The organism is Vibrio sp. 070316B (assembly GCF_013114115.1).
Taxonomy (GTDB): domain Bacteria; phylum Pseudomonadota; class Gammaproteobacteria; order Enterobacterales; family Vibrionaceae; genus Vibrio; species Vibrio chagasii_B.
This window is the reverse complement of the sequence record NZ_VTYC01000025.1, coordinates 31,226-55,901: the sequence shown is the minus strand read 5'-3', so window position 1 is coordinate 55,901 and position 24,676 is coordinate 31,226. Positions and strand designations below refer to the sequence as shown.

Sequence of the window (24,676 nt, the reverse complement as noted above, 5' to 3'; positions counted from 1 at the left end):
GCGAACAGTAACTAGTAAGTACGAACTAAAACCAAGCTGAACAGAATAGACAGTGGTCATCGTAGGCTCAGATAGAGCGACACGGCTAACAATTATAAATAATGGAATTGAACATGATGAAACAAACGAAAATTAAAGCACTTGCTCTAGCAGGTGTGATGGCATTCGGCCTAGCAGCAACGACAACAGCACAAGCTCACCCACGTTGGATTCTGCCATCTCACTTTACCGTATCTAAAGAAGGTGGTGATTGGCTAACGTTCGACGTTACTGCGTCTCACGGTACGTTTGTTTTTGATAAGCCTGCTGGCAGCGAAAATGCTCATGTCATCATGCCTGATGGCCGCAGCGAGCGTCCTAACTTTGTTATCCGTGGCAAGCGTCGTTCAATCTTCGACTTCTATTTTGAAGAAGAAGGTACACACAAAGTGGCGATCAACAACTATCCGTCTTACTACACACAGTATAAAGCGGGTCGTCGCGACACCGTGAAGTGGATTAAAGCAAACAAAGCAGAGCGTGATTCAGTGCTACCAGAAAAAGCACGTGACGTGGTAACACAAATCAGCTTCACTCGTGCAGAAAGCTACATCACGGTAGGTAAGCCAACGGATTCAGTCTTCAAAATTGAAGGCAAGCTACTTGAGATGAAGCCAGTGACTCACCCTTCAGACATCGTTGAAGGCGAACCAGTAACATTCCAATTCTTCTACAACGGTGAAATCCAGAAAGATGTGAAAGCTGAGATCACTCGTGAAGGTACGCTTTACCGCAACCACCAAGAGCAGATTGATGTAGTGAGTGATGAGAACGGTGAAATCACGTTTACTCCAGACGTAGCGGGTCGTTACGTAATGAAAGCGAACTACAAAGGTGAGTTGATTGACAATCCATTGGCAGACAAAGCAAGCGCGAACGTTCACCTAACGTTCGAAGCACTGCTTCAATAGTCTGTGGTATCGGGGTTAGATCCCTGATTAAGAACCAAAAAACTTAAGGGCTCATATGAGCCCTTTATCGCTCAGTTTACTTCTGAGAATTTGCACTGTGGCTAGGGTATGAACCATGACAATAAAAACAAAACTTAACACTTTAATGACTCCTTGCTTAGCACTGGGACTTGGTTTTGCTGCATTACCTGCGCAAGCACACTTTCCCCTGATGAGCTGCTGGTTTGAAGGAAAAACTGTTGCTTGTGAAGCTGGCTATTCCGATGGAAGCAAAGCGATTGATTACGCGGTTGAGATGTACGATTACGAAGACAACTTGATTGCAAAAGAGATGACAGATAAACGTTCTATAGTTGAATTTCCACATCCAGACACTGAGTTCTACCTTGTGTTCGATTCAGGTCATGAGTTTCCAGTTGAAGTTGATGTTGTAGAGATCAGCGAAAAATGATGATTCAAGGCGTACGTGCTGATACGGGCGGCAGAGAGGGCAAATGGGTAGGGCTGATCATTGTGTTCATCCTGTGCTTTGCAAGTGTTGCTATCCCATTTCATAAAGCAGAATCCCACGTCAAAGCGGTACTTGATCATCAAATCTTAGTGACTGATGTTGAACAAGAAAACTTGGCGATGCTGTCAGAGCTGCGTTTGGCTCATGAAGAAATTCGTGATCTACGCATGGACTCAGACGGTGAATGGCCGAGTGTTGCATCACTTAAAGATGAATGGGTTGCTCCGTTTGTAGAAGATCAGAGTTGGAAGCGCAAAGGTTCTCATGCTTGGGTACTGGACGAGCGTGGTTACTATTTCTCTGCTCCCAGTGAATCTGCAACACCAAGTGAACAAGCCAAACCAGCTGATCATGGTTCTGCGGATTCCTTTATTTTGAACGCCAACAGCGTTTCTCCTGAAATCTGGATTTACCTGGGTGGCGTAGCAAGTCAACCGACTAGTTTTGATGAGAACACACTTGAATCTTCCGGCTGGAAAATGGTCGTGAATGAATCAGAAGTTGAGCAGCATGATGCATCTTCTCATTAAACAATCCGGCTTATAAAAATGCTCACTAATAATAAGAGAATTACTATGCGAATTATGACTCTGTTCATGTCGTTATTAGCGGTGTTCATGACACCCAATGCATTGGCAAAAGAATATAATATCGACAGCGACAAGCTGACGATTGGTATCACGCTTCAACCTTACTACAGCTACGTAAAAGCAGTAGTAGGTGACAAAGTGAACATTCTTCCTTTGGTTGACGCAGGTTTCAACCCACATAACTACTTGCCACAACCCAATGATTTAAAGCGATTGAGCCAAATGGATGCAATCGTAGTAAACGGTATTGGTCACGATGACTTCGCGCTTAAAGTGATTTCAGCCGCGCAACGTGATGACTTAATCGTGATCGAAGCCAACAAAGAAGTGCCTCTACTTCCTGCACTTGGTCAGTCTGTTGGTCAAGGCGCCGTAAACCCACATACCTTTGTTGGGCTCTCGACAACGATTCAAAAGGTTTACACCATCGCCAGTGAAGTCTCTAAGCTCGACCCAGACAACGCTGCGTTTTATCGCAAGAACGCACGCAAGTACGCTAAGCAATTCCGCTTTATGAAGCGTGATGCGATGCTGTCACTGGGTGAACTCAATACATCAGGTATGAAGGTCGCGACGACGCATAATGCTTATGGTTACATTCTTCAAGAGTTTGGCGTGGATGTAGCAGCAGTAATCGAGCCTGCACACGGTGTTGAGCCAAGTGCTAGCCAACTGCAAGAGACGATCGAGAAGATCCGCACATCAGGCATTGATGTTCTGTTCTACGAGTTAAACATGCCAAACCGTTTTGTTGACACCATTGAAGCGGAAACAGGCGTTCAGCTTTATCGTTTTTCTCACATGACGCATGGTGAATATGAGGACGATAAAGTAGAAGTTGAGATGAAGAAGAACCTAGAGACGTTAATCGAAGCCATGAAATTTGCGGCGGCGAACCAAGCTAAAAGCGGGAACGCATAATGTTAGGTCCATCAATCTCAATTAATAAACTCGGTCTGCAATACGATAACAACGTAATTCTTGATGATATCTCGCTCGAACTTAAAGCGGGTGAATGTCACGTGATCATGGGACCAAACGGTGGTGGTAAAACTTCATTATTGCGCTCTGTACTTGGCCTTACGCCTTTCTCTGGGCAAATAAATATCCACTGGCCAGAAAAGCCGAGTATTGGTTACGTACCTCAAAAAGCGACGTTCGAGTCGAGCTTACCTTTGACGGTCATGGACTTCGTACTGCTTAATCAAACGCGAATCCCATTGTTTTGGCGTCGCAAATCTAAGCAGCTAGGTCTTGCACTCGCACAATTAGATCGCGTTGGTATGGCGACACGCAGCGACCGCCGTATGGGACAGTTATCGGGTGGTGAACAGCAACGTGTGTTGTTTGCCCAAGCGCTGTTGGATAACCCAAGCCTATTGGTGTTGGATGAACCAACGACCGGTATGGACGAGCAGGGTGTTCGTTACCTTGAATCGTTAATTCGTGAATGTGTTAGTGAAGGTCGTACGATCCTTGCAGTACACCACGATGTCACGGCCGTGCGTCGACTCGAAGCGAACGTACATGTTGTGAACCGGTTCTTGGTTGATAGTGGACCACACGAAGAAGTCTTACACCCAAGTAAAATCGAGAGCCTATTCCAGCACTACAGCAGTGGCTCTGCCATGACCAAATCGAAGGAGGTTGCGTAATGGATTGGTTACGACAACTTGCCATTAGTGGTGTTGAAGCGGGCTGGTTATCAGACAGCTTCATGTATGCCTTCATGGTCAATGCTCTGGTTGCTGCGTTACTACTTGGTCCTCTGTTAGGTGGGCTTGGTACCTTGGTGATTGCCAAGCGTCTGGCTTTCTTCTCAGAAGCCGTCGGTCACGCAGCATTAACCGGTATCGCTATTGGTGTTTTGCTTGGCGAGCCACCAGAAAACCCAATTATTGGTTTGTTTAGCTTCTGTATGATCTTTGCTCTGCTTCTTCACTTTGTAAGAAACAGAACTAACGTACCATACGATACCTTAGTTGGTGTGTTTCTAGCACTAGCACTAGCGGTCGGCGCGGCATTGCTGATGTACGTTGCTCGTAAGATCAACATCCACATGCTTGAAAACGTACTGTTTGGCTCGATTCTTACCGTAACAGACCAAGACTTAGCGATTCTCGCAGGTAGCTGCGCGATCATCATCTTGCTATTGATACCGACTTTCAACCGTATTCTCCTGACCTGTATCAGCCCTGATATTGCAAAGGTTCGTGGCTACAACACCAGCTTTTACGATTACTTGTTTGTCATGATGATCACCTTAGTGACCATTGCAGCCGTAAAGATCGTGGGCGCGGTTTTAGTAGGTGCGTTATTGCTGATTCCAGGTGCGACAGCTCGATTGTTGACTAAACGCATGGGGAACTTTGTACTGCTGTCTGCGTTACTAGCAACCATTGCGTGCTTGGTAGGCACGGTGCTGCCTATGGAGCTCAAACTACCAGTGCCATCGGGCGCGTCAATCATCATCGTTTCTGCAACATTTTTCCTAGCAGCAACGCTATACCGAATTGTAAGAAAGGCGTAATCATGACTTGTTTAATGAATCGTATCGCTAGCTCAGTAAAAGCAGCGGCTCAAGTGAGTGTGCTGGGTAGTGTGCTAATGGCTGGTTCTGTGCTGTCACTGAACGTGCATGCAGAAGACATCCTAACCAGTACACCTGTGACTTATGCATTGGCGACAGAGCTAACCAAAGGCACGGACATTACGACCGAATATCTACCACCCAAGCGCTACGGTATTGACCGTCTGCCGAATTGGTTTGGTACCAAGGGGGCGAGTAAAGTGCTTCAATCGGGTGAAAAGGCGACCGTTGCGGTAACACTGTCATCCATCTGGCAAGCGGATCCTACGTTTGTATACGCAAGACAAGGCAATATCCACTTAGTTGAGGTTGATGCCGCTCAAGCGATAACACCGCGTGCACAAGGTGTTGCAGCACTTACATTGTCGAATGGTGATGTGTCTAAATACGCGTGGTTAAATCCGACCAACTTAACGCGTATGGCGGCGATCGTGGCTGACGACTTTAAGTTGTTGTGGCCTGCGCAAGCTGAAACGATTGATAGCAACTTACAACGTGTGATGTTGAATGTTCGTGAACTGATCAACAAGCAGCAAGCGGTATTACTGGATAACGACGTAGATTCAGTATTGCTGCTTTCAGAAAGCTTGGAAGATTTTGCCTCTGGCAGCCAACTGTTTGTTGAAGAGCGTATGTTCAAAGCTGAACTGGAATGGACAGAGGAAGACAAAGCGAAGTTAAAAGCGATGTTTTCGGAAGATGATGCTCTATGGTTAGTTACAGCGAAAAAGCCAAGCAACTTGATTAAATCATTGGTACCGAATGAGCGTATCTTAGTGGTGGATTCTGTTGATCGTTGGGGTAGAGCAGGGATTAATGGAAATGCACCTTTTGCCCGTTGGGAAGTGCAGCCATTCAAAGGCTAATCAGCGCGATTACAAATGGTAGGATCAAAAAAGCAGCCCAAATAAAGGCTGCTTTTTTTGTTCTTGACTGTTGGCTCTGAAAAGAGTGTCAGACAAGAGGACTGCGAGTTTAAGCTTATTCTGCAGTTTTTGTCTCTTCAGCTTCAACAGTTGTTTCTACTGAACCTTCAGCTTGCTCTTGAGCTGCTTTCGCTTGTTCTTCAGCTTCCATTTTTGCGCGGTCAGCTTTAGAAATGTAGCGAGGCTTGTTGCTACTATGCAGTTTAGAATTCGCCTGTTTCTGCTTCTTTTTTAGAATTTGATTGATTTTTTTCTTACGGTTCATTGCTGCATAGCCTTGTATTTAGTTTAGGCGGTGGAGGATAATCATTTTAGCTCTAGAACTCAATATTTACATGGCATTCAGCAAGGAAAATATCACTATGCAGGCAGTCGAGACCGAACGTTTAAGATTAAGAATGATCACACCTAAAGATGCGGCGTTTATTCAACGATTATACGGCTCAGAAGATTTCCTGCGTTACATTGGTGATAAGGAAATCAACGACTCTGAAAAGGCTGTTGATTACATCGAAAACAACATTCTTAAGATGCATGAAGAGAAGGGTGTCTGCTTGTTGATGGTTGAAATCAAGGACTCTTCAACACCAATTGGTATCTGCGGACTAATCAAAAGAGACACCTTAGAGTCGCATGATATTGGCTACGGTTTTGTTCCTGAGTTTTATGGTCAAGGCTTTGCCCAAGAAGCTGCGGAGGCGATAATTGAACAAGCTAAGCAGAATGCTGATATCGATCATTTAGTTGCCATCACTACCTCTGATAACATTCGAAGTATCACACTACTGACTAAGTTAGGCTTTGTGTTCGAGCGAGTTGAAGATGTGATCAGCGAAAGCGTTAATCTCAACCTGTACGGTTTCTCATTAGGTAATTAAAACATGTTCCAACATAACAATATTCTACAAGGCGAGCTTGCAACGGAGTACAAAACCGTTATTGCGATGGTGCACATCTATTGCAAAGATCACCACGGTGAAGTTCGTCAGAATAACGCGTTATGTGAGGAGTGTGAGCAACTGTTGCGTTATGCCGAAACACGGCTGGATAGATGTCCTTATGGCGAAGCAAAGCCGACCTGTAATAAGTGTCCGATTCACTGCTATAAACCCGATCCGAAAGAGCAAATGCGTTTAGTGATGCGCTATGCCGGGCCAAGAATGCTACTTAAGCATCCTATCTTAGCGATTCGACATCTGATTCATGAGAAGCGGAAAGTACCTGAAAAGCCGTTGCCGAATGTGTCGAACCGCCACATCCGAATGAATAAGAAGTAACTTGCGCTTTAAAGTAAGTTCCAAAGAAACGAAAAAGGTCTGATTTCTCAGACCTTTTTTGATATAGATACGTTGTATCTAAGTTTGAATATAGCTAGGTAACTGTAACTTACGCCGCTTGAGGCTCTTCGTAGGTCACCGTTAGGTTGTTGATCCAGCGTCTGCTCAAGTAACGGTGTGAACAAATAGCCAATTTCACCACTTCTTCTACTAACATCAGACCATAGATGTATTTGAAGTCCCACCCAGCGACAAATGCGCCGTAAACACATACTGGAATACCCACCATCCACATTGCGATGAAATCCATGCGAAGGCAGAACGCATTATCACCACCAGCACGAATAATACCGTTAATGATCACCATGTTGAGCATGCGAATTACAACTGCAAAACACATGATCATCATCGCTGGCGAAGCAAGCGGGTATAAAGCGTCTGTGGTCAGGTTTAGCCATGATAGAACATGCTCTTTACCCATAAACAGTAGCAAGCCTACAACAGCCCCAAAACCAACCACGGCTTTAATGAAGGTCAGACCCATGCTCATAGCGTCGTCAAATTCATCACGACCGAGTGAGTGACCAAGCAACACTGAACACGCTACAGAAATACCAAAGAATATTGAGTAACACAGCGACTCAAACGGCGCGAGCATTGAGAATACTGCGAGCTCCGTTGTGCCCATGTGACCAAAGATCATTTGGTAAGCCATGGTACCCATTGCCCATAACACCGCATTCATGGTCAGTGGCAGCGCAATACGACGGTAAGACAACCAAAGCGACGGACGATGTGGCGAGCTGAGTGTCGTCAAAAGCCAATGATTGCGCATACGCATGTAGCCGTACATTAAACCCACTTGAATCAAGCGCGCTAAAGTTGTTGCTAATGCCGCGCCTGCAACGCCCATCGCTGGAATACCAAAGGCACCTTTGATTAGAACGAAGTTAAGCGCAATGTTGAGTGCAATAGTCACTGCGCCCAATAGTAGCGGGGTTACGGTGTCACCTGATGAGCGCATGCTTGCTTCTACGACGACAACAATATGAGTCAGCAGTAAAACAGGGAAGCCATACCATAGGTAAGTCGCGCCGAGCTCAATGACGGTTTGATCGCTGGTTTGCAACATCATTAAAAACTGAGAACCAAGAGTGATGACTGCAGTAACTGGCAACAGAACTTTTAAGCCAAACACCATCGCGATAGATGATACCGTTCGCGCGCTTTTCCGGTCACTCTTTCCCCAGTATTGAGCGACTAATGTTCCGTTTGCTGAGGCCAACCCTGCCATAATCATAATAGCAACGAAGTGCCATTTTGATGCAATTCCCACAGCGGCAGCTGCTTCCATACCAAAGTCACTGACCATTAACACGTCAGCAAGGGCAAGAATAGCAACCAGCGCACTTTGCAAAGCAACAGGCAAACCAAGTTTTACGATACGAGGTAAGATGCTCTCTGGCTTGTTATTCATAGATGAGTTAGGGTTGATGTTAGTTGTCATAAGCTCTCCGATTTATGGCAGAACTATAGTGATTTGAGCGAAGTAACAACATGTTTAAAAAACAACAAAACCTGTGCAAATCCGTCATTGATACCATGAAGCCTAAATCAACGTGGCAAGATGATGTTTTTCTCGCAGAACAGTGTAAAGAACGTTTTTTGACCGTTGAAGATATCCCAGAGATGAAAAGCTGCGGTGTTTACATGGGGGGAATGGCAAAGCTGCATGATGCGTATTGGGTTGAACGAGAATCTGTGAATGTTCATACGTTGATCTTCACTCAAGAAGGGGGTGGGATTTTAACCACCGCGAACTCAGTACAAGCGATTACACCTTATACGCTTGTGGTTCTTCCTGCTGAAACGCCATTCCGCTTTGAACTCGATCCTCAATACAACTATTGGAAAATGGCGTGGATGCTGACGCCCGATACGCCACAGTGGCAGCATATCGCGAGTTTAGGGCAGAGTATTGTCCCTTTCGGAGAGTGTGAGCAAATCTGGTCACTGATGAATTTGGTTCACTTTGAAATTGGCGGCAGAGCGAGTTATCGAAAACTACTGATGAGTGAAATCATTCGCACGTTAACAGGGTTTGAACCTAAGTCGACCAGCACCACTGCACGTGTTCAAGCGCTCTATAACGAGATTGAAAGCAGTCTTCACCAGCCATGGACAGTGGCTGGGATGGCTGAAAGAGTGTTCATCAGTGAAGAGCAACTCAATCGAGTCACCAAGACGCTATTTAACCTGTCACCACGCAGCAAATTGATTCAATTACGCATGGATAAAGCCACCAGTCTGCTGAAATATCAAGATTGGTCAGTTTCTATGATTGCTAATCGTTTGGGCTACAAAGATCCTTATAACTTTTCGCATCGCTTCAAAAAGCATTTCGGCTTGTCACCCAGTCAGTATCGAAAGAGTCATCGACTGCCCGGTTAGCTTTGCTTGTTTCCTCGATCAATTACGCAAGATCAAGCTTTGCAGTAATATTACTGTATTGAGCTATCTATCAATTTAGTATTTTTACTCTATTCGGTACTATTAGAAATATCTAAAAACATGAATGCATATGCAATGTGAGGAATAAATGCAAAAAGCTATCGATAAGATGAATGATTTTACTCTTACATCAAAGCTCACTTTAAATAATAAAGAGTTTCAATCCGGCACGAAAATTGTTCGAAAACAGGGCTGTGGTTCAATAATAGGAACGCTTTCTGAGCCTCATCGTAAGGTACTTTTTTATCTTTATCAGAACAAAGGCGTAGTTGTTAGCAAGAATATTCTTAAGCGTGTTGGGTGGCCTGGGAAATCGGTAACATCCGCGTCAGTTCTGGTTGCAATCTATGAAATTCGCCGAATGATAGACTGTAAATGCCTATACACTATACCAAATGAAGGCTATTTGTTAGAGCCTAGACCCTGCTGTTGATATTCTGTTCATATTCTTATAATAAAATTTTAATCTCTTTACCGTATACGCTCCTTTCATTATCTTCGAATTCAAGCGTCCATTTATAAGTGACGTTATTAAACACATCTCTTAATAAAGTTGTGTCGTTGGTTGCTCTGTTAGGGAATATTATATGAATACGGACTCTTCCCCTGTCATTGAGGGTATACGTGAAGAACAAAACGAGGTCTTGGAAGTAAACGGTAAGGTTATTGAGCTAAATACCAAGCTCATACGCAATTTGGAAAATGGTTATATCGTAGGAACGATGCCATTGGCTTATAGAAAGATGATTCTTGCTATGAATCGTCATCGTGGACAACTATTCAGTGTGCCGCAGCTAAAAAAAATCGGTTGGGAAGGTGAGAAGGTCACTAACTCTTCAGTGATTGTCGCTATTTCAGAGATACGTTCTATTCTTGGTGATGGCTTGATCCTAACGATCACTGGCGAAGGCTATGTGTTCCAACCCTAGTGTAACCCTCTAAATATCGTGTACAAAAAAGGGCGCTTCATTTGGACGTATTGTCTTTAGTGAAGAGCCCCTAAGTGTATCGCTCAAAAGTAAGATAACGACTTATTCGCCCGCAATTTGTAGATGAGAGCGCTTAAGGCTCGCAATCAACATGTAAATCGTCGTCGCTAGTAACGATGCAAACAGGTAAGTGAACAACCCTGCTTGTGAATCCATGAAGCTATCTGCCACGATCGGACCTGCAACAGAGCCAATGCTGTAGCAAAGTAGCATGATCTGAGTCACTGACACCAAGTAGCTTGGGTCAAGGTTTCGGCAACCCAAGTTAATTGCGATTGGGTATAGCGCAAATGTCGCCATGCCTAATACGAACAAGCTCATGCCTAGTACGTAGAAATCGTGATTGATAGTCAACACACCAATGCTTGCAACGCCTAGCAGGCAGAACAGAGCCATCAATAACACTTGACCTACATGGTGAGATAACCAAGTCACCATTGGTTGTACAGCCATACCACCCATAATAACTAACGCCATCAAACCGCCAATGTCTTCGTGCGCAATGTTACGTTGAGCAAGCTCGACAGGCATTAAACCGTAAATCGCACCTAGCGTTAATCCAGACACAATGCAGCCAATTAACGCGCTGTGGCTTAATTTGCTGATCTGCTTTAAAGACAAAGATTGCGCATCGTGGATCTGTGGTGGTGTTGCTTGTCCGTACATCAAAACAATGATCGCACCAAACAGAAGGGTGAACATTGCGATGAAAGGTACGCCACCAGTAATACCTAAGTAACCGATACCAAGCTGACCAACTGCTGAACCGCCGTAAAGTGAACACATGTAGATAGCGAGACGTTTTGCGCGTTGTGACTCGTCACCGCTCATAAGCCATGATTCAACAATGACGAAGATGCCCGCTACCGCAACACCAGCAACAAAACGAGCCAATAGCCATACTGCTTGATGTGGGATCAATGGCAACACAAGGATCGTTGCAATGAATACGCTCAGTGCCACTACGAATGCGTCTTTATGACCAATACGAGCAATCGCACGCTCAATCAATAACGTACCCGCTAAAAGGCCTGCATAAAAGGCACTCGCCAACCAACTCGATAGGTTACTGTCTAGGCCGTATTCAGATAGCATTAATGGCAATGAGCTCATTAGGTAGCCTGAAGCGATCGCGTAGAAAGACAGTGCAATAACTGGAACGGTTATGCGAGTTGTTGGTTGGATGTTGTCCAATGCAGGAGCCTCCGATAGTGAAAGAAACGATGAATTTTCCGCGACTATGGGGGAGAAACTGAATTGGGTAAAACGAATAAAAATGGTCGTTAAGATAAAAGAAATTTATCGACTAGCGAAACTAAAATACCGTTGTGACATTTGGTGAATTAACGAGATTTTATGTGGTCAAAACGCCGTTAAACCTTTGTTCATCGGTCGTTTAATAGAGAAGGCGACAACATAATAATTCCTGTGACCAAAATTTAATTAAATGCGCTATTTTCTGTTAGACCGCTTCTTTACGGTATTGGCGTGGCGAGCTTCCACTCCACTTACGGAAGGCATGACGAAAGTTCGCGCTATCTGAAAATCCCACACGTTCAGAGATCTCTTCAATGCTCATTTTTGTCGAAGATAGGTAGTGTCGAGAAAGATGAAAGCGGACATGGTCGAGTATCTTTTGATAGCTAGTATCGGCGGCTTTAAGGTGTCGTCGCAGCGTGCGAGAAGACATCCCCAGCTCTGACGAGATTGATTCTATCGATGGATAACTTCCTGGTCTCTCAAGCAGCATTTGCGAGACCTTTTCTTTAAGGCTGGTGGACGCACTAACTTTTGCCAACATGTCATCACATGATTTAAGACACATCTGCAGCGTAATGGTATTGGCCGTAGGGAGAGGCGAGTACAAGCTGGTTGCATCAAACTGCCATTCAAGGTGGTCACTGTTAAATTCAACAGGGCAACGGAATACCTTTGTATAAAGGTCACCGTACTCTGGCTTCGGGTAAGGGAAGCGGATCACTTGTGACGGAAAGGGCTGTTGCAGCACTTCTTCACACAGGCTTTGGATCGCCGCAAACCAATATTCGCAACAAAATGGCAGTAGAGAGTCCAAGTCGATCAGCTGTTCCGCTCTAAAGTACCCAACGTTATCCTCTACCGACATGGTTTTTCTGAGTACTGGACCAGCAAGTTGCAGATATTTAAATCCAATTAGCAAAGCATCTAATAGAGTTTCGCTACTGAATACTGCATAACCTAGAACACCGAAGTCACTAAACCGAGCTTGTTGGCCAACTCTTAACCCTAAACCGCCTTCATCAGTATTTGCCAGTGCATTGCTAAACACCGCCAACTTTTGCGCCAAGGTAATGTGCGTGTCTGGCGTGTTTAGCTGAAGATCATCAATGTTACTGCCTTCTAACAATGCTTCGATATCAAGTGCGGGTGACATATAGCGATGCAGTAGTTGAAGATCAAGAATACCGAATGCTTGCATATCGGGTTCGTAGACTGCGGTGTATTCCATAGGATGCCTCTTGTTGAATATCGTCATCTTAACCGAACTTTTAACATTTACGCCTGTTGCTTGTTCTCACTTTCCTAAGCTTGTTCAAACTTTTGCTTTATGTGTGCAAGGTTTTACAAGGTCTGATTGAGCTGTGTCCGAATATCACCGGTTTTTGTCTTTTTGAAACCTGTTCGATATGTTATCAAAATGTTGTAATTTAATGGGTTGCACATTGGGGCGTCTCAAAACATTTTGCTCAATACCTACTGTTTTGCTCAATAAATACTTTTACCTACATGACACGCCAATGTGCAGGCTCTGATAGCAACAAAGACAACACTTATTACAACGATTAAAACGTCTATGGCGAATGTGACCGCTAGGTCTAGCCAAATAAGGAGATCATGGATGCACAATCTTGCTGTTAACTTGGAACGTAGCGCTTCGCTGTTTCCAACTAAAGCCGCTCTGCGTATGGGCTCGGATGAAGTCAGCTTCGCTCAGTTGGAACAACTTGCTGGGAAGGTAGCTGCCAATCTAGAACGACTTGGCTTAAAAAAGGGCGATAAGGTCGCGCTGTCGTGTCCCAATGTGACTTATTTTCCCATTGCTTATTACGGCATTCTAAAAGCAGGCTGTGTCGTTGTGCCTTTAAACGTGTTGTTTAAGGCCAGAGAGATCGCTTATCACCTCAATGACTCTGACGCGAAAGCTTATTTATGCTTTGAGGGCAGTGAAGAGTTACCTATTGGGCGCTATGGATTACAAGGTTTTGCGCAGGCCGATAACTGCGAACATTTTGTGTCTATGCCAATACCAAACGGCGCAGCATCCACGCTCTCAGAAAACCACGAGCAGCAAGAAACGATTGCAGATTGGCTAGCACAACCTTTGGATGCGTATGAGTCTGTAGCGTGTCATGGCGATGATACCGCGGTAATTCTTTATACCTCAGGTACTACAGGCCAACCAAAAGGTGCAGAGCTTTCTCATACCAACATGCAAACCAATGCGATGTCATCACAGTATCTGATGCGGTTGGAATACAGCGATACCACAATGGCCACACTTCCTCTGTTCCACAGTTTCGGTCAAACCGTCATGATGAACGCGAGCGTGTTGACGGGGTCTACCATGGTCTTAATTCCTCGCTTCGAGCCATCACTGGTGATCGAGCAGATCATTAGCCATAAAGTCAGTGTCTTTGCTGGCGTTCCTACCATGTATATCGCTCTATTAAGAGCCGGGGAAGAATCTCCTGATGCTTCTGAAAAAACAAGCAAGCGTTCTGAGCAGGTTAAGCATAGTTTGAGGTTAGGCGTGTCTGGAGGAGCGTCTATGCCACTTGAGGTGATTCGTCAGTTTGAGTCGCGCTTTGAACTGCCAGTATTGGAAGGATACGGGCTCTCTGAAACAGCGCCAGTCGCGACCTTTAATCACATTGATGGTGATCGACTGTCTGGCAGTGTCGGTCAACCACTGTGTGGACATCTTATCAAGATTACTGATGTACAAGGCAACTCGGTCGCAATGGGAGAGTTGGGCGAAGTGTACATTAAGAGCCCAAGTGTCATGAAAGGTTACTATCAACGACCAGAAGCAACCTCAGAGGCGATCAGAGATGGCTGGTTTTTAACGGGTGATATCGGGCGTGTTGATGAGCATGGGAACTTGTTCATTGTTGATCGTGTGAAAGACATGATCATCCGCGGTGGTTACAACGTTTACCCGAGAGAGATCGAAGAGGTATTGATGTGTCATCCTGATGTGGAAATGGTGGCAGTGGTGGGTGAACATCATGATCAGTTAGGTGAGGAGATTCATGCCCACGTGGTGCTTCACGAACATACGCAATGTGATAGTGCTGCCTTGATTGCTTGGTGTCGTGAGCAACTCGCAGATTATAAATACCCTCGTAAGGTGTTCATTCGTAGTGCGTTACCCATGACGGCAACAGGTAAAATCTTGAAGCGAGAGTTGCACCCTCTAGAAGTCGCGGAGGCAATCAATGGATTACTATGACTTTATTATCGTGGGCGGTGGCTCCGCTGGGTGTGTGATGGCTTCTCGATTGTCAGAAGACCCAAATACTACTGTTTGTTTGCTCGAGGCTGGTGGCAAAGACACGAGCCCCTTTATTCATACTCCAGTTGGCGTTGTGGCGATGATGCCGACCAAACTCAATAACTGGGCTTTTGAGACGGTTGAACAGCCGGGCTTAAATGGTCGTAAAGGTTATCAGCCAAGAGGAAAGACGCTTGGTGGGTCGAGTTCTATTAACGCCATGATGTACGCGCGTGGACATCGCTATGACTATGACACTTGGGAAGGTTTAGGTAATGCAGGATGGGGCTATGAGTCGTGCCTGCCTTACTTTAAGAAAGCTGAAAACAACGAAGTGCACAAAGATGAGTACCATGGTCAAGGAGGTCCCTTGAATGTGGCAAACCTTAGATCACCGAGCCCAATGTTGGAGCGCTACTTGTCCGCGTGCGAATCGATCGGTGTACCGCGAAATGAAGACATCAACGGAGCCGCTCAGTTTGGTGCCATGCCGACTCAGGTAACTCAGTTAAATGGTGAACGATGCAGTGCAGCCAAGGCCTATTTGACGCCAAACCTATCGCGTCCCAACCTAACTGTCGTAACTAAAGCTACGACTCATAAAGTCTTGTTTGAAGGTAAGAAAGCGGTTGGAGTTGAATACGGTTCTAACGGTAATCGCTATCAGATTCGATGTAACAAGGAAGTCATTTTATCTGCAGGGGCTTTCGGATCTCCTCAACTGTTGTTGCTGTCAGGCGTGGGTGCTAAAGACGAGTTGGCGGAACATAGTATCGAGCAAGTCCATGAGCTGCCAGGAGTGGGTAAGAACCTGCAAGATCATATTGATTTGGTGCACTCTTATAAGTGCAGCGAAAAGCGAGAAACCTTCGGTATTTCGTTGCAAATGGCCGCTGAAATGACTAAAGCATTACCTTTGTGGCATAAAGAGCGCCGTGGGAAAATGAGCAGTAACTTTGCTGAGGGTATTGGTTTTCTTTGTTCTGAAGATCATATCGCCGTGCCAGATTTAGAGTTTGTATTTGTGGTTGCAGTTGTCGATGACCATGCGAGGAAAATTCATACCAGTCATGGGTTTACCTCACATGTGACTTTACTTAGGCCAAAAAGCAATGGCACCGTAACACTGAATAGCACCAATCCTTACGATCCGCCTAAGATCGACCCTGCGTTTTTCAGTCACCCTGAAGACATGGAAATAATGATTAAAGGGTGGAAAAAGCAGTATCAAATGCTAGAGAGTGAAGCGTTTGATGATATCCGTGGTGATGCTTTTTATCCTGTCGTTGCTAGTGATGACAAGGCGATTGAACAAGATATCCGTAATCGTTCAGATACCCAGTACCACCCTGTGGGAACCTGCAAAATGGGGCCTAGTAGTGATTCTTTAGCCGTGGTGGATAAAGATCTTAAAGTCCATGGTTTGAATAACTTAAGAGTCATTGATGCGTCGATTATGCCGACCTTAGTTGGGGCTAATACCAATGCGCCAACCATAATGATTGCTGAGAAAGTCGCTGATCAGATTAAAGATCAATATAGCTTGGTTAAGGAAGATGGTGCACACAAGCAAGACGCGAATGAGAGCGCAAAACACGAAATGACTGGCTAGAAGAACATATTAGAGATAACCGTTGGATTACAATAGGTTAGGGAGCCTTATCCTTTAAGGTTCCTTAACCTATTTTGTTTGTTGATTACTGAAAGAATCGAAACAAACTTACTTAGCTAGAGCTTGATTAAGCCATTGATCAAATTGACCTTTTGGTAACGCGCCGTTGATCGTGTCGACACGTTTACCACCCTTAAATACCATCACAGTAGGAATGCTTTTGATTTGATACATAGCCGCCAGTTGCTGTTGAGCTTCGGTATCAATTTTAACAAATCGAACATCGCCAGCGCGCTCTTTAGCGACATCGCTAAATACAGGTGCGAAACCTACACATGGGTTGCACCATGTCGCCCAAAAATCGACAACGACAGGTTGTGAACTGTTCAAAATCGATTGGAAGTTCAATGACGTGCCTTCGATTGGCGCGCCATCTAATAATGCGTTTTTGCATTTACCACAAGTTGGACTTTCTGAAATTCGTTCTGAAGGAACTCGGTTTACGCCACCACAAGAAGGGCAACGTGTGTTGAATGTAGACATAACTTTCTCTTTTTATTGCAACTCCGTGTCTAACGCGATTTACGAATCACGTACGGAACGCTTATACTGTTTAAAACAAGAATACGATACTTAAATAAAAACAAACAATAAACAGGTAAATGATGACAAAATTTTACGCCGAAATTACTGGCTGGGGAAAGTGTCTGCCACCAGCCGTGCTGTCCAATGATGATTTAAGCACTTTCATTGATACGTCTGACGAGTGGATTCGTACTCGAACTGGTATCGAAAACCGTCGTATCAGTCATGTAAATACCTCTGAACTAGCAACTGTTGCTGCTCAACATGCAATGGCGTGTGCTGGTTTAACAGCCGAAGATATCGATCTTGTGATCGTAGCGACGTGCAGTCCAGACTCTCTTATTCCAAATACTGCGTCTAAAGTTCAACAGAACCTAGGCATCAAGAGTGCAGCGGCTTTTGACCTTAATGCGGCGTGTACAGGCTTCATTTACGGTGTTGAAACTGCAACTCGATTGATTCAGGCGGGCAACTACCGCAATGCGATCGTTGTGGGCGCAGAGCGTCTATCATTCTTCATCGATTGGACCAAGCGTGATACAGCGGTTCTATTTGGTGATGGCGCTGGCGCTGTGGTTCTATCGCGTACTGAAGAGCAAGTTGGCCTGCAAGAAGCGCAGATCGGTTGTGACGCCGAAGGTCGTGATATTCTAGCAGTACCAAAATTTGGTACTTCAATGGATCGTTTTGCGGCTGATAACGGCTACTGGGACTTTGATTTCGTAGGTAAAGAGATCTTTAAACGTGCGGTTAAAGGCATGGGCGCTGCAGCGCACACAGTATTGAGCCGTACTGGCATCTCAACGGACAACATCGATGTTGTGATTCCACACCAAGCAAACATCCGAATCATTCAAACTCTGTGTGACATGGCGGGTATTGAGCGCGATAAGGCGTTTGTGAACATTCAAAACTATGGCAACACATCGGCTGCGACTGTGCCAATTGCATTGTGTGAATCGTTAGAGCAAGGCTTTGTTAAACCGAACTCAAACATCCTTGTGGCGGCATTCGGTGCCGGTTTAACTTGGGGGGCAGGCCATATTAAGTGGGGTAGCCGTGTTGAGCCGTTAGGTCAATCGGACGCTAAGCTTCCAGAAGCAGATAGCTCGGCATTAGAACTTCTAGAGAGAGCCATTTTACACTGTAAAACGCGTCCTAATTCTGAGAATGAGTAGCAGCATGGCGCAAGTTCGTTTTATGACAGAAGCCGACCTCGATGGAGCGGCTTTAGTTCACCAAGCTACTTTTGTTCGACAGCAAAAATCAAAAAAATGGTTACAATGTAACTTAAGTGCTGCGCCACGCTTTCTTAACTTTGTTGCTGAAAGCGATGGCGAGATTGTCGGCTACATTATTTGGGTTCAAAAGAGTGGGTTTAGGCCTGAAGCTGTTTTGGAGCTAGAACAACTTGCTGTGTTACCGAGTGCTCAGGGGCAAGGATTGGGCAAAAAGCTGATTCTAGACTCTTTGCGTCAAGTGAAGCAGAAGCTATCAGAGCAGGGCTCGACACTAAAACATGTATTAGTGACCACCAGGGCAGATAACTTTGCACAAAAGCTCTATCAGTCGACATTGGGCGCAGAAGTCGAAACCACGATTTCAAACCTTTACTCAGCCGATGAAGTGCTTATGATAGCTCGCAATGTAGGTGAACGAATCTGATCGCTGAGTTCTTAGAACCATTATTATCAGCGGCATAACTCGATTAACGTTTTATTAGGGGCTTTCGTGGCCCCTTTGTTATTTCTTAGGAAGTGTTTTGAAGAAAGTTTTAGCAATTGGCTACGTTTGGCCAGAACCGAATTCATCGGCGGCTGGCAGCCATATGATGTCACTTTTACGACTGTTCAAGAGACAAGGTTGGTCCGTTGAGTTCGCAACGCCAGCTCAAGAAACCGAGCATATGATTGATCTTTCTGAAGAGGGCATTACAAGCCAATCTATTCAGCTAAATTGCGATAGCTTTGACCAGTACATCGAAGAGCTGCAACCTGATGTTGTCATGTTTGACCGCTTTATGATGGAAGAGCAATTCGGCTGGCGCGTCGAGAAGGTATGTCCGAATGCCTTTAAGCTACTGGATACTGAAGATTTACAATTCCTACGCAATGCTCGACATGAAGCTGTTAAGAAAGAGACAGAGTTAACGAAAGAGCACCTGTACAGTGACTTGGCGAAACGTGAAATCGCTGCAATCCTGCGCTGTGATCTTTCGTTGATCATCTCAAGTTACGAGATGGAATTGCTCCAAGCCGAGTTCAATATCGATCCCAAACTGCTTCATCACTTGCCGTTCATGGTTGATCTTAATACGTTGCCTGAAAGTACGAAAAGCTTTGAAGAACGTAAGCATTTCATGACGATAGGTAACTTTAGACACGCACCGAATTGGGATGCTGTGCTTCAGTTACACAAGATTTGGCCGAAGATTCGCAAGCAGTTACCTGATAGTGAACTTCATATTTACGGATCTTATCCGCCGCCGAAAGCAACCGCTTTGCATAATCCAAAAACCGGTTTCCATATCAAAGGTTGGGCGAAAGATGCTCAAGAAGTAATGGAACAGGCGCGTGTTTGTGTTGCGCCATTACGTTTTGGCGCTGGCATTAAAGGCAAGCTGCTTGATGCGATGAAGCTGCAAACTCCAAACGTGACGAGCGAGATCGGCAGTGAAGGCATGTTACCGCAAGGCGAACTGCAATGGCCGGGTGCGGTTGCTGATGATATTGATGAGTTTGTTGAACAAGCTGTCGCACTCTATAAAGATGAAGAGAAGTGGCTTAAGGCTCAAAGTCAATGTCACTCAATTCTTGAAACACACTATGAACAGAATCAGCTGGGCGACAAATTAATCGAGCGATTGATTGCACTAGATTCTGAGCTTAAATCTCATCGACTGAATAACTTCTTCGGTTCAATGCTCAAGCACCACAGCATGGCAAGCACTAAGTACATGTCGCAGTGGATTGCTGAGAAGAACAAGATCAAATAGCTGTTCTTTACCAAAGACAGAATAAATCTTAAGCCCTTAGGTTAACGCCTAGGGGCTTTTTTCATGGGTGAAGCTTCTTGGCTTTAGACACTAGACTTGCAAAACCGAAACATAGTGCCATTACATTAGCATTGACTAATTTATATTTATTAGTAAACTCTAATTTAACTTGTGGTGAGTTAGATTAGAGTTTGTGGATAGGAGAGGTCAGTGATTAGTTTTATACCTTGGGATGCGTTTTTCGGCGGCATGCTGTTAGGCGCGTCGGCAATTATTCTGATGTTGGGCATCGGGCGAGTAGCAGGAATCAGCGGAATCGTTAGTCGTTTATTACCGTCTAGAAAGAATAAAAGCTTAGAATCAGGATCTGAATCCAGCTCGGACACGCGTATTGAGAAAACCGAGAAACATTGGCGACTTGCCTTTGTTGTCGGAATGGTTGTGAGCGGTTGGTTGTTGATTCCTACCGGTTATCAACTCCCTCAATTAGAGGAGATGAACCTGTTGGTAGTTGTTATTGCTGGTCTGTTAGTCGGCTTTGGTACTAAAACAGCGAATGGTTGTACTAGTGGACATGGCATTGTGGGCATGGCGCGTTTGTCTAAACGTTCGATTATCGCAACGTGTGTATTCATGAGTGTGGCAATAGCAACCATGCTTATCAAGAACCTGATAGGGCTGGGGGCATAATGAAAAACTCTTTATTTACTATCGTCGTTGGTTTGCTTGCCGGAATCTTGTTTGGCTCGGGTATGATCATTTCAGGCATGGTAGACCCTAACAAGGTACTTGGATTTTTAGATGTGACAGGCGATTGGGACATAAGCCTGGCATTCGTAATGGGCGGTGCACTGATGGTGTTTGCTCCGTTTTATCACTTAGTCATTAAAAAGCGTGACAAAGCTATTAATGGTGAGCAATTAGATAGCCGAAACAACCCGTTAATCGACAGAAAGCTGATTGTGGGTTCCACAGCGTTTGGATTAGGTTGGGGGCTTGCAGGCTTTTGTCCGGGACCTGCGGTGACGAGTCTCAGTGGCGGTAACCCAACCGTATGGGTATTTATGGTCAGCATGCTGGTGGGAATGTGGCTTGCAGGTCGAACGAATAAAACCTGTTAGGGTAAACCTATCGTGTACTTGATAGGCTTGATATGAGCATTTGAGAGGTTGACTGGCTTTTGAGTAAAAAGCCAGTCAGCCTCCTTTTAGATCTATCTATTGTTTGATGGTCGTTGATACTGGGCAATGGTCACTGAGTTTGTAGTCCAGCACGTCTTGTGTTTTAAATACCTGTTGTTTAGCAGGAGCTGCATTCAATGATTCACTCACCACAATATGATCAATAACAGAGCGGAACTGATGCGTGCGATGGTTGTTGCGGTTAGAGCGTACTTTGCAGTCGGCGCGTGTCTTTCGTGTCGCTAACTGCGCATCAGTATATTGTGTTAACTCTTTCCACATCCAATCTCGTGAGTAGGCGAGGTTATGGTTAAAGTCGCCAAGAATGGCGTAGTCTTCGTTATTGCGCTCTCTCTGCTTTATCCATTTATTCAATTGCTGAGCTTGCTCTTTTAAACGTGAGCAGTCGCGGTTGGACTTATAAGCACCACTGCATCCTGCCTTTAAATGAACAGAGAGCATATGAATGGGTTTAGTCTCTGTTTCTATAACGATATAGCTGGCAAACCTAAGCTTGCTGTTAGAACTCGATTCCAGAGGAAAATCAGCGTAGTCGGTGAGGCTTACTTCTTTACGAACCGCAAACCCAGTGTATTGGTTCACTTCTTTGAACTGGCGGTTGCTGTTCTTAGGTAGCGCCCGGTCAGACATCAATATCTTGTATTGATCACCAGCCACACGCTGAATGGCATTTATGTCATCGACTTCTTGAAACGCAACCACATCGGCGTTTAAGGATTGAAAGTATTCTTCAAGTTTGTCGAAATCAGCTTGATCACGTTTGTCAGAAAACTTATTCACAGCCTCGTTGGTTGATAACCATTCGATATTCCAACTGGATATGGTTAAAGGTTCAGCAATTGCTTGGTTACCGATTAGGCAGCCTAACATTAACCACTTTTGTAGTCGTTTCATCCCAAATATCCCTAAATTTGTCGACCAATATTGATGAGCCGTTATCCTACAACACTTACCAAAAATTCAACTCTTTTTAGCAGTTTTTTTATTGTTACATTGTTTCTTTTCGAGTTGAGAACTAGCGTAATAATATTGAATTGATCTTAGTCAGCGTTCTCTTTTTATTGATCCAAATCAATACCCAAGTTTGGTGGTTCTCGTTAAATACGCCACAATATCTAGTGTTAGTTTAACGGTAAATCGCTCTATATAGTGTGTTTGTGGATAAGTCTGTGAATACCTCAAGAGTAAGGAGAAGTGGTGAAATCAATCGTAATCAAGCGTGATGGCTCAAGAGCTCCATTCAGTAGAGATCGCATCCAGGCTGCAGTGGAAGCAGCATCAGACAAAACCGATAAGGAAATTGCTATTTATGCATTGAATGTGGCATTAGCAGTTGAGTTGAAGCTCGAAGACTACGATGAAGTTCATATCTCTGAAATTCAAACCATGGTCGAGAACGAGCTAATGCAGGGACCATATAAGTCTCTAGCACGTGCATACATCGAATATCGTCATGATCGCGATATTGCACGTGAGAAGCAAAGTGCGTTAACTCGTGAAATCGAAGGTTTGATCGAAGAAAGCAACGTTGATCTAATCAACGAAAACGCGAACAAAGATGGCAAAGTAATCCCAACTCAGCGTGACCTGCTGGCGGGTATCGTGGCTAAACACTATGCAAAAACTCACATTTTGCCACGTGACATCGTACATGCTCACGAGTGTGGTGACATTCACTACCACGATTTAGACTACGCACCGTTTTTCCCGATGTTTAACTGTATGCTTATCGACTTGAAAGGCATGTTAACGCATGGCTTCAAGATGGGTAATGCAGAAATCGATACGCCTAAGTCTATCTCTACCGCAACGGCAGTAACTGCGCAGATCATCGCACAAGTGGCGAGCCATATTTACGGCGGTACAACAATCAACCGTATCGACGAGGTTTTAGAACCTTACGTGATGGCAAGTTACGAGAAGCATTTATCGTTAGCGAAAGAGTGGGACATTCACAGCCCAGAAGCGTTTGCTATTTCTCGCACTGAGAAAGAGTGTTACGACGCATTCCAATCTCTTGAATACGAAGTAAATACACTGCACACCGCTAACGGTCAAACACCATTCGTGACGTTTGGTTTTGGTTTAGGTGAAAGCTGGGGCTCGAAACTGATTCAGCAATCAATCTTGAAAAACCGCATTGCAGGTTTGGGTAAGAACCGTAAAACAGCCGTGTTCCCTAAACTGGTATTTGCAATCAAAGATGGCTTGAACCACCAGCCACAAGATCCAAACTACGATATCAAGCAACTGGCACTTGAGTGTGCGTCTAAGCGCATGTACCCAGACATTCTTAACTACGACAAAGTAGTAGAAGTGACAGGGTCATTCAAAACACCTATGGGCTGCCGTAGCTTCTTGAATACATACGAAGAAAACGGCGAGCTTATCCATGAAGGCCGTAACAATTTAGGTGTTGTGAGCTTGAACTTGCCACGTATTTCGATCAACGCAAAACAAGATATGGCTAAGTTCTACGAGTTGCTAGATGAAAAACTGAAGCTTGCTCGTCGCGCATTGGAAACTCGTATCTCTCGTCTAGAAAACGTGAAAGCGCGTGTTGCTCCAATCCTATATATGGAAGGTGCATGTGGTGTTCGCTTGAAAGCAGACGACTCTATTGCTGATATCTTTAAGAACGGCCGTGCTTCTGTGTCCCTTGGTTACATTGGTATCCACGAAGCGATGACTGCGCTTTACGGTACTGACGTTCACCTGTACGACGATGGCGAAATGCGTGCTAAAGCGCTTGAGCTGGTGGAGTACATGAAGCGTGAAGTGGAATCTTGGACCAAAGAGACAGGTTACGCATTCAGCCTATACGGCACACCAAGTGAAAACCTATGTAGCCGCTTCTGCAGCATCGATACCAAAGAGTTTGGTGTGATTGATGGTGTAACAGACCGTGGTTACTACACAAACAGCTTCCACTTAGATGTGCAGAAGAAAGTGAACCCATACGACAAGATCGATTTCGAGATGCCTTATCCTGAAATTTCTAGTGGTGGTTTCATCTGTTACGGCGAATTCCCTAACATGCAGAAGAACATCGAAGCATTAGAAAACGTATGGGATTACAGCTACACACGTGTTCCTTACTACGGCACCAACACACCGATTGATGAGTGTTACGAGTGTGGTTACAACGGTGAGTTTGACTGTACAAGCAAGGGCTTTACGTGTCCTAAGTGTGGCAACCATGACTCAACCAAAGTATCGGTAACACGTCGTGTTTGTGGTTACCTTGGTAGTCCAGACGCTCGCCCATTTAACTTCGGTAAGCAAGAAGAAGTTAAACGCCGCGTGAAGCATCTTTAATAAGCCCTAAGATCAATAGCTAGCTTATTTAGAAGAGCTAAGTTTCTAAGAAATAAGATTGGTATTGGCGCTATGTCGATACCAAT

Annotated in this window: 26 protein-coding genes; 20 read left to right on the top strand and 6 right to left on the bottom strand. The window is 44.8% G+C overall.

Features of this window, described 5'->3' with window-relative positions; all coding sequences use genetic code 11:
* The first annotated feature begins 113 nt into the window (after positions 1-113).
* From F0251_RS17670 to F0251_RS17640, 7 genes are all read left to right on the top strand, one after another.
* The gene (locus tag F0251_RS17670; protein ID WP_019822774.1) at positions 114-950 is read left to right on the top strand and encodes a DUF4198 domain-containing protein; all 837 of its coding nucleotides are present in this window, start codon (positions 114-116) and stop codon (positions 948-950) included.
* 115 nt (positions 951-1,065) lie between these two features.
* Positions 1,066-1,401, top strand: a complete 336-nt coding sequence (locus tag F0251_RS17665) for a hypothetical protein (RefSeq protein ID WP_061030894.1) — start codon at positions 1,066-1,068, stop codon at positions 1,399-1,401.
* Positions 1,398-1,991 carry a hypothetical protein gene (locus F0251_RS17660; RefSeq protein ID WP_171731489.1) on the top strand — a complete coding sequence of 198 codons (594 nt, stop codon included), beginning with the start codon at positions 1,398-1,400 and terminating at the stop codon, positions 1,989-1,991. Before F0251_RS17665 ends, F0251_RS17660 begins: the two co-directional genes overlap by 4 nt.
* A 45-nt stretch (positions 1,992-2,036) precedes the next feature.
* Positions 2,037-2,972, top strand: coding sequence for a zinc ABC transporter substrate-binding protein (locus tag F0251_RS17655; RefSeq protein ID WP_171731488.1), 936 nt, complete (start codon positions 2,037-2,039; stop codon positions 2,970-2,972).
* Entirely contained in the window at positions 2,972-3,706 is a 735-nt protein-coding gene (locus F0251_RS17650; protein WP_171731487.1) for a metal ABC transporter ATP-binding protein, read from the top strand. Before F0251_RS17655 ends, F0251_RS17650 begins: the two co-directional genes overlap by 1 nt.
* Positions 3,706-4,581: a metal ABC transporter permease gene (locus F0251_RS17645; RefSeq protein WP_171731486.1), complete on the top strand. Its 876-nt coding sequence runs from the start codon at positions 3,706-3,708 to the stop codon at positions 4,579-4,581. Before F0251_RS17650 ends, F0251_RS17645 begins: the two co-directional genes overlap by 1 nt.
* 2 nt (positions 4,582-4,583) lie before the next feature.
* Positions 4,584-5,507, top strand: coding sequence for an ABC transporter substrate-binding protein (locus F0251_RS17640; protein ID WP_171731485.1), 924 nt, complete (start codon positions 4,584-4,586; stop codon positions 5,505-5,507).
* 115 nt (positions 5,508-5,622) lie between these two features.
* Here F0251_RS17640 and F0251_RS17635 read toward each other — a convergent pair whose 3' ends face one another.
* Positions 5,623-5,832: a DUF2986 domain-containing protein gene (locus F0251_RS17635; RefSeq protein ID WP_171731484.1), complete on the bottom strand. Its 210-nt coding sequence runs from the start codon at positions 5,830-5,832 to the stop codon at positions 5,623-5,625.
* A 97-nt stretch (positions 5,833-5,929) separates the two neighbouring features.
* On the opposite strand from F0251_RS17635, the gene F0251_RS17630 reads away from it, so the two are divergent.
* Both F0251_RS17630 and F0251_RS17625 read left to right on the top strand, forming a co-directional pair.
* A complete protein-coding gene (locus F0251_RS17630) occupies positions 5,930-6,445 on the top strand; it encodes a GNAT family N-acetyltransferase (protein ID WP_171731483.1) in 516 nt (171 codons plus the stop codon).
* A 3-nt stretch (positions 6,446-6,448) separates the two neighbouring features.
* Positions 6,449-6,844 (top strand): nitrous oxide-stimulated promoter family protein, encoded by a 396-nt coding sequence (locus F0251_RS17625; RefSeq protein WP_017060975.1) that lies wholly within the window; start codon positions 6,449-6,451, stop codon positions 6,842-6,844.
* A gap of 109 nt (positions 6,845-6,953) precedes the next feature.
* Here the strand turns inward: F0251_RS17625 and F0251_RS17620 are convergent, their stop codons facing one another.
* Complete coding sequence (locus tag F0251_RS17620) at positions 6,954-8,351, bottom strand: MATE family efflux transporter (RefSeq protein ID WP_171731482.1); 1,398 nt, start codon at positions 8,349-8,351, stop codon at positions 6,954-6,956.
* A gap of 50 nt (positions 8,352-8,401) precedes the next feature.
* Between F0251_RS17620 and F0251_RS17615 the strand changes: the two genes are divergently transcribed.
* From F0251_RS17615 to F0251_RS17605, 3 genes are all read left to right on the top strand, one after another.
* A complete protein-coding gene (locus tag F0251_RS17615; protein WP_171731481.1) occupies positions 8,402-9,295 on the top strand; it encodes a helix-turn-helix transcriptional regulator in 894 nt (297 codons plus the stop codon).
* A gap of 148 nt (positions 9,296-9,443) precedes the next feature.
* On the top strand, positions 9,444-9,788 hold the full coding sequence (locus F0251_RS17610) for a winged helix-turn-helix domain-containing protein (RefSeq protein WP_171731480.1): 345 nt from the start codon (positions 9,444-9,446) through the stop codon (positions 9,786-9,788).
* Positions 9,789-9,942: 154 nt separating this feature from the next.
* Complete coding sequence (locus F0251_RS17605; protein WP_061030905.1) at positions 9,943-10,284, top strand: helix-turn-helix domain-containing protein; 342 nt, start codon at positions 9,943-9,945, stop codon at positions 10,282-10,284.
* A gap of 102 nt (positions 10,285-10,386) precedes the next feature.
* Here the strand turns inward: F0251_RS17605 and F0251_RS17600 are convergent, their stop codons facing one another.
* A complete protein-coding gene (locus F0251_RS17600) occupies positions 10,387-11,538 on the bottom strand; it encodes an MFS transporter (protein ID WP_061030906.1) in 1,152 nt (383 codons plus the stop codon).
* A 268-nt stretch (positions 11,539-11,806) separates the two neighbouring features.
* Entirely contained in the window at positions 11,807-12,832 is a 1,026-nt protein-coding gene (locus F0251_RS17595; RefSeq protein ID WP_171731479.1) for an AraC family transcriptional regulator, read from the bottom strand.
* A gap of 390 nt (positions 12,833-13,222) precedes the next feature.
* On the opposite strand from F0251_RS17595, the gene F0251_RS17590 reads away from it, so the two are divergent.
* Together F0251_RS17590 and F0251_RS17585 are read left to right on the top strand one after the other, a co-directional pair.
* Positions 13,223-14,836 (top strand): long-chain fatty acid--CoA ligase, encoded by a 1,614-nt coding sequence (locus F0251_RS17590; RefSeq protein WP_171731478.1) that lies wholly within the window; start codon positions 13,223-13,225, stop codon positions 14,834-14,836.
* Positions 14,823-16,490: a GMC family oxidoreductase gene (locus tag F0251_RS17585; RefSeq protein ID WP_171731477.1), complete on the top strand. Its 1,668-nt coding sequence runs from the start codon at positions 14,823-14,825 to the stop codon at positions 16,488-16,490. The genes F0251_RS17590 and F0251_RS17585 overlap by 14 nt, the downstream gene beginning before the upstream one ends.
* 108 nt (positions 16,491-16,598) lie before the next feature.
* Here the strand turns inward: F0251_RS17585 and trxC are convergent, their stop codons facing one another.
* Entirely contained in the window at positions 16,599-17,033 is a 435-nt protein-coding gene (trxC, locus tag F0251_RS17580; RefSeq protein WP_171731476.1) for a thioredoxin TrxC, read from the bottom strand.
* Positions 17,034-17,155: 122 nt separating this feature from the next.
* Between trxC and F0251_RS17575 the strand changes: the two genes are divergently transcribed.
* The 5 genes from F0251_RS17575 (at position 17,156) to F0251_RS17555 (ending at position 21,191) form a co-directional block, all read left to right on the top strand.
* Positions 17,156-18,253: a ketoacyl-ACP synthase III gene (locus F0251_RS17575; protein ID WP_105058219.1), complete on the top strand. Its 1,098-nt coding sequence runs from the start codon at positions 17,156-17,158 to the stop codon at positions 18,251-18,253.
* A 22-nt stretch (positions 18,254-18,275) separates the two neighbouring features.
* Positions 18,276-18,740 carry a GNAT family N-acetyltransferase gene (locus tag F0251_RS17570; protein WP_171731497.1) on the top strand — a complete coding sequence of 155 codons (465 nt, stop codon included), beginning with the start codon at positions 18,276-18,278 and terminating at the stop codon, positions 18,738-18,740.
* A 97-nt stretch (positions 18,741-18,837) separates the two neighbouring features.
* On the top strand, positions 18,838-20,070 hold the full coding sequence (locus tag F0251_RS17565) for a glycosyltransferase (RefSeq protein ID WP_171731475.1): 1,233 nt from the start codon (positions 18,838-18,840) through the stop codon (positions 20,068-20,070).
* 213 nt (positions 20,071-20,283) lie between these two features.
* On the top strand, positions 20,284-20,760 hold the full coding sequence (locus F0251_RS17560; RefSeq protein WP_171731496.1) for a YeeE/YedE family protein: 477 nt from the start codon (positions 20,284-20,286) through the stop codon (positions 20,758-20,760).
* Positions 20,760-21,191 (top strand): YeeE/YedE family protein, encoded by a 432-nt coding sequence (locus tag F0251_RS17555; protein ID WP_105058216.1) that lies wholly within the window; start codon positions 20,760-20,762, stop codon positions 21,189-21,191. The genes F0251_RS17560 and F0251_RS17555 overlap by 1 nt, the downstream gene beginning before the upstream one ends.
* Before the next feature lie 96 nt (positions 21,192-21,287).
* Here F0251_RS17555 and F0251_RS17550 read toward each other — a convergent pair whose 3' ends face one another.
* Entirely contained in the window at positions 21,288-22,166 is an 879-nt protein-coding gene (locus tag F0251_RS17550) for an endonuclease/exonuclease/phosphatase family protein (protein ID WP_105058215.1), read from the bottom strand.
* Positions 22,167-22,469: 303 nt separating this feature from the next.
* Here F0251_RS17550 and nrdD point away from each other — a divergent pair, with 303 nt between their 5' ends.
* Positions 22,470-24,590, top strand: a complete 2,121-nt coding sequence (gene nrdD / locus F0251_RS17545; protein ID WP_171731474.1) for an anaerobic ribonucleoside-triphosphate reductase — start codon at positions 22,470-22,472, stop codon at positions 24,588-24,590.
* Positions 24,591-24,676: the final 86 nt, after the last annotated feature.

Coding starts and splice junctions, on each gene's coding strand:
- F0251_RS17670 (WP_019822774.1), top strand. CDS start 114: ATGATGAAACAAACGAAAATTAAAGCACTTGCTCTAGCAGGTGTGATG.
- F0251_RS17665 (WP_061030894.1), top strand. CDS start 1,066: ATGACAATAAAAACAAAACTTAACACTTTAATGACTCCTTGCTTAGCA.
- F0251_RS17660 (WP_171731489.1), top strand. CDS start 1,398: ATGATGATTCAAGGCGTACGTGCTGATACGGGCGGCAGAGAGGGCAAA.
- F0251_RS17655 (WP_171731488.1), top strand. CDS start 2,037: ATGCGAATTATGACTCTGTTCATGTCGTTATTAGCGGTGTTCATGACA.
- F0251_RS17650 (WP_171731487.1), top strand. CDS start 2,972: ATGTTAGGTCCATCAATCTCAATTAATAAACTCGGTCTGCAATACGAT.
- F0251_RS17645 (WP_171731486.1), top strand. CDS start 3,706: ATGGATTGGTTACGACAACTTGCCATTAGTGGTGTTGAAGCGGGCTGG.
- F0251_RS17640 (WP_171731485.1), top strand. CDS start 4,584: ATGACTTGTTTAATGAATCGTATCGCTAGCTCAGTAAAAGCAGCGGCT.
- F0251_RS17635 (WP_171731484.1), bottom strand. CDS start 5,832: ATGAACCGTAAGAAAAAAATCAATCAAATTCTAAAAAAGAAGCAGAAA.
- F0251_RS17630 (WP_171731483.1), top strand. CDS start 5,930: ATGCAGGCAGTCGAGACCGAACGTTTAAGATTAAGAATGATCACACCT.
- F0251_RS17625 (WP_017060975.1), top strand. CDS start 6,449: ATGTTCCAACATAACAATATTCTACAAGGCGAGCTTGCAACGGAGTAC.
- F0251_RS17620 (WP_171731482.1), bottom strand. CDS start 8,351: ATGACAACTAACATCAACCCTAACTCATCTATGAATAACAAGCCAGAG.
- F0251_RS17615 (WP_171731481.1), top strand. CDS start 8,402: ATGTTTAAAAAACAACAAAACCTGTGCAAATCCGTCATTGATACCATG.
- F0251_RS17610 (WP_171731480.1), top strand. CDS start 9,444: ATGCAAAAAGCTATCGATAAGATGAATGATTTTACTCTTACATCAAAG.
- F0251_RS17605 (WP_061030905.1), top strand. CDS start 9,943: ATGAATACGGACTCTTCCCCTGTCATTGAGGGTATACGTGAAGAACAA.
- F0251_RS17595 (WP_171731479.1), bottom strand. CDS start 12,832: ATGGAATACACCGCAGTCTACGAACCCGATATGCAAGCATTCGGTATT.
- F0251_RS17590 (WP_171731478.1), top strand. CDS start 13,223: ATGCACAATCTTGCTGTTAACTTGGAACGTAGCGCTTCGCTGTTTCCA.
- F0251_RS17585 (WP_171731477.1), top strand. CDS start 14,823: ATGGATTACTATGACTTTATTATCGTGGGCGGTGGCTCCGCTGGGTGT.
- trxC (WP_171731476.1), bottom strand. CDS start 17,033: ATGTCTACATTCAACACACGTTGCCCTTCTTGTGGTGGCGTAAACCGA.
- F0251_RS17575 (WP_105058219.1), top strand. CDS start 17,156: ATGACAAAATTTTACGCCGAAATTACTGGCTGGGGAAAGTGTCTGCCA.
- F0251_RS17570 (WP_171731497.1), top strand. CDS start 18,276: ATGACAGAAGCCGACCTCGATGGAGCGGCTTTAGTTCACCAAGCTACT.
- F0251_RS17555 (WP_105058216.1), top strand. CDS start 20,760: ATGAAAAACTCTTTATTTACTATCGTCGTTGGTTTGCTTGCCGGAATC.
- F0251_RS17550 (WP_105058215.1), bottom strand. CDS start 22,166: ATGAAACGACTACAAAAGTGGTTAATGTTAGGCTGCCTAATCGGTAAC.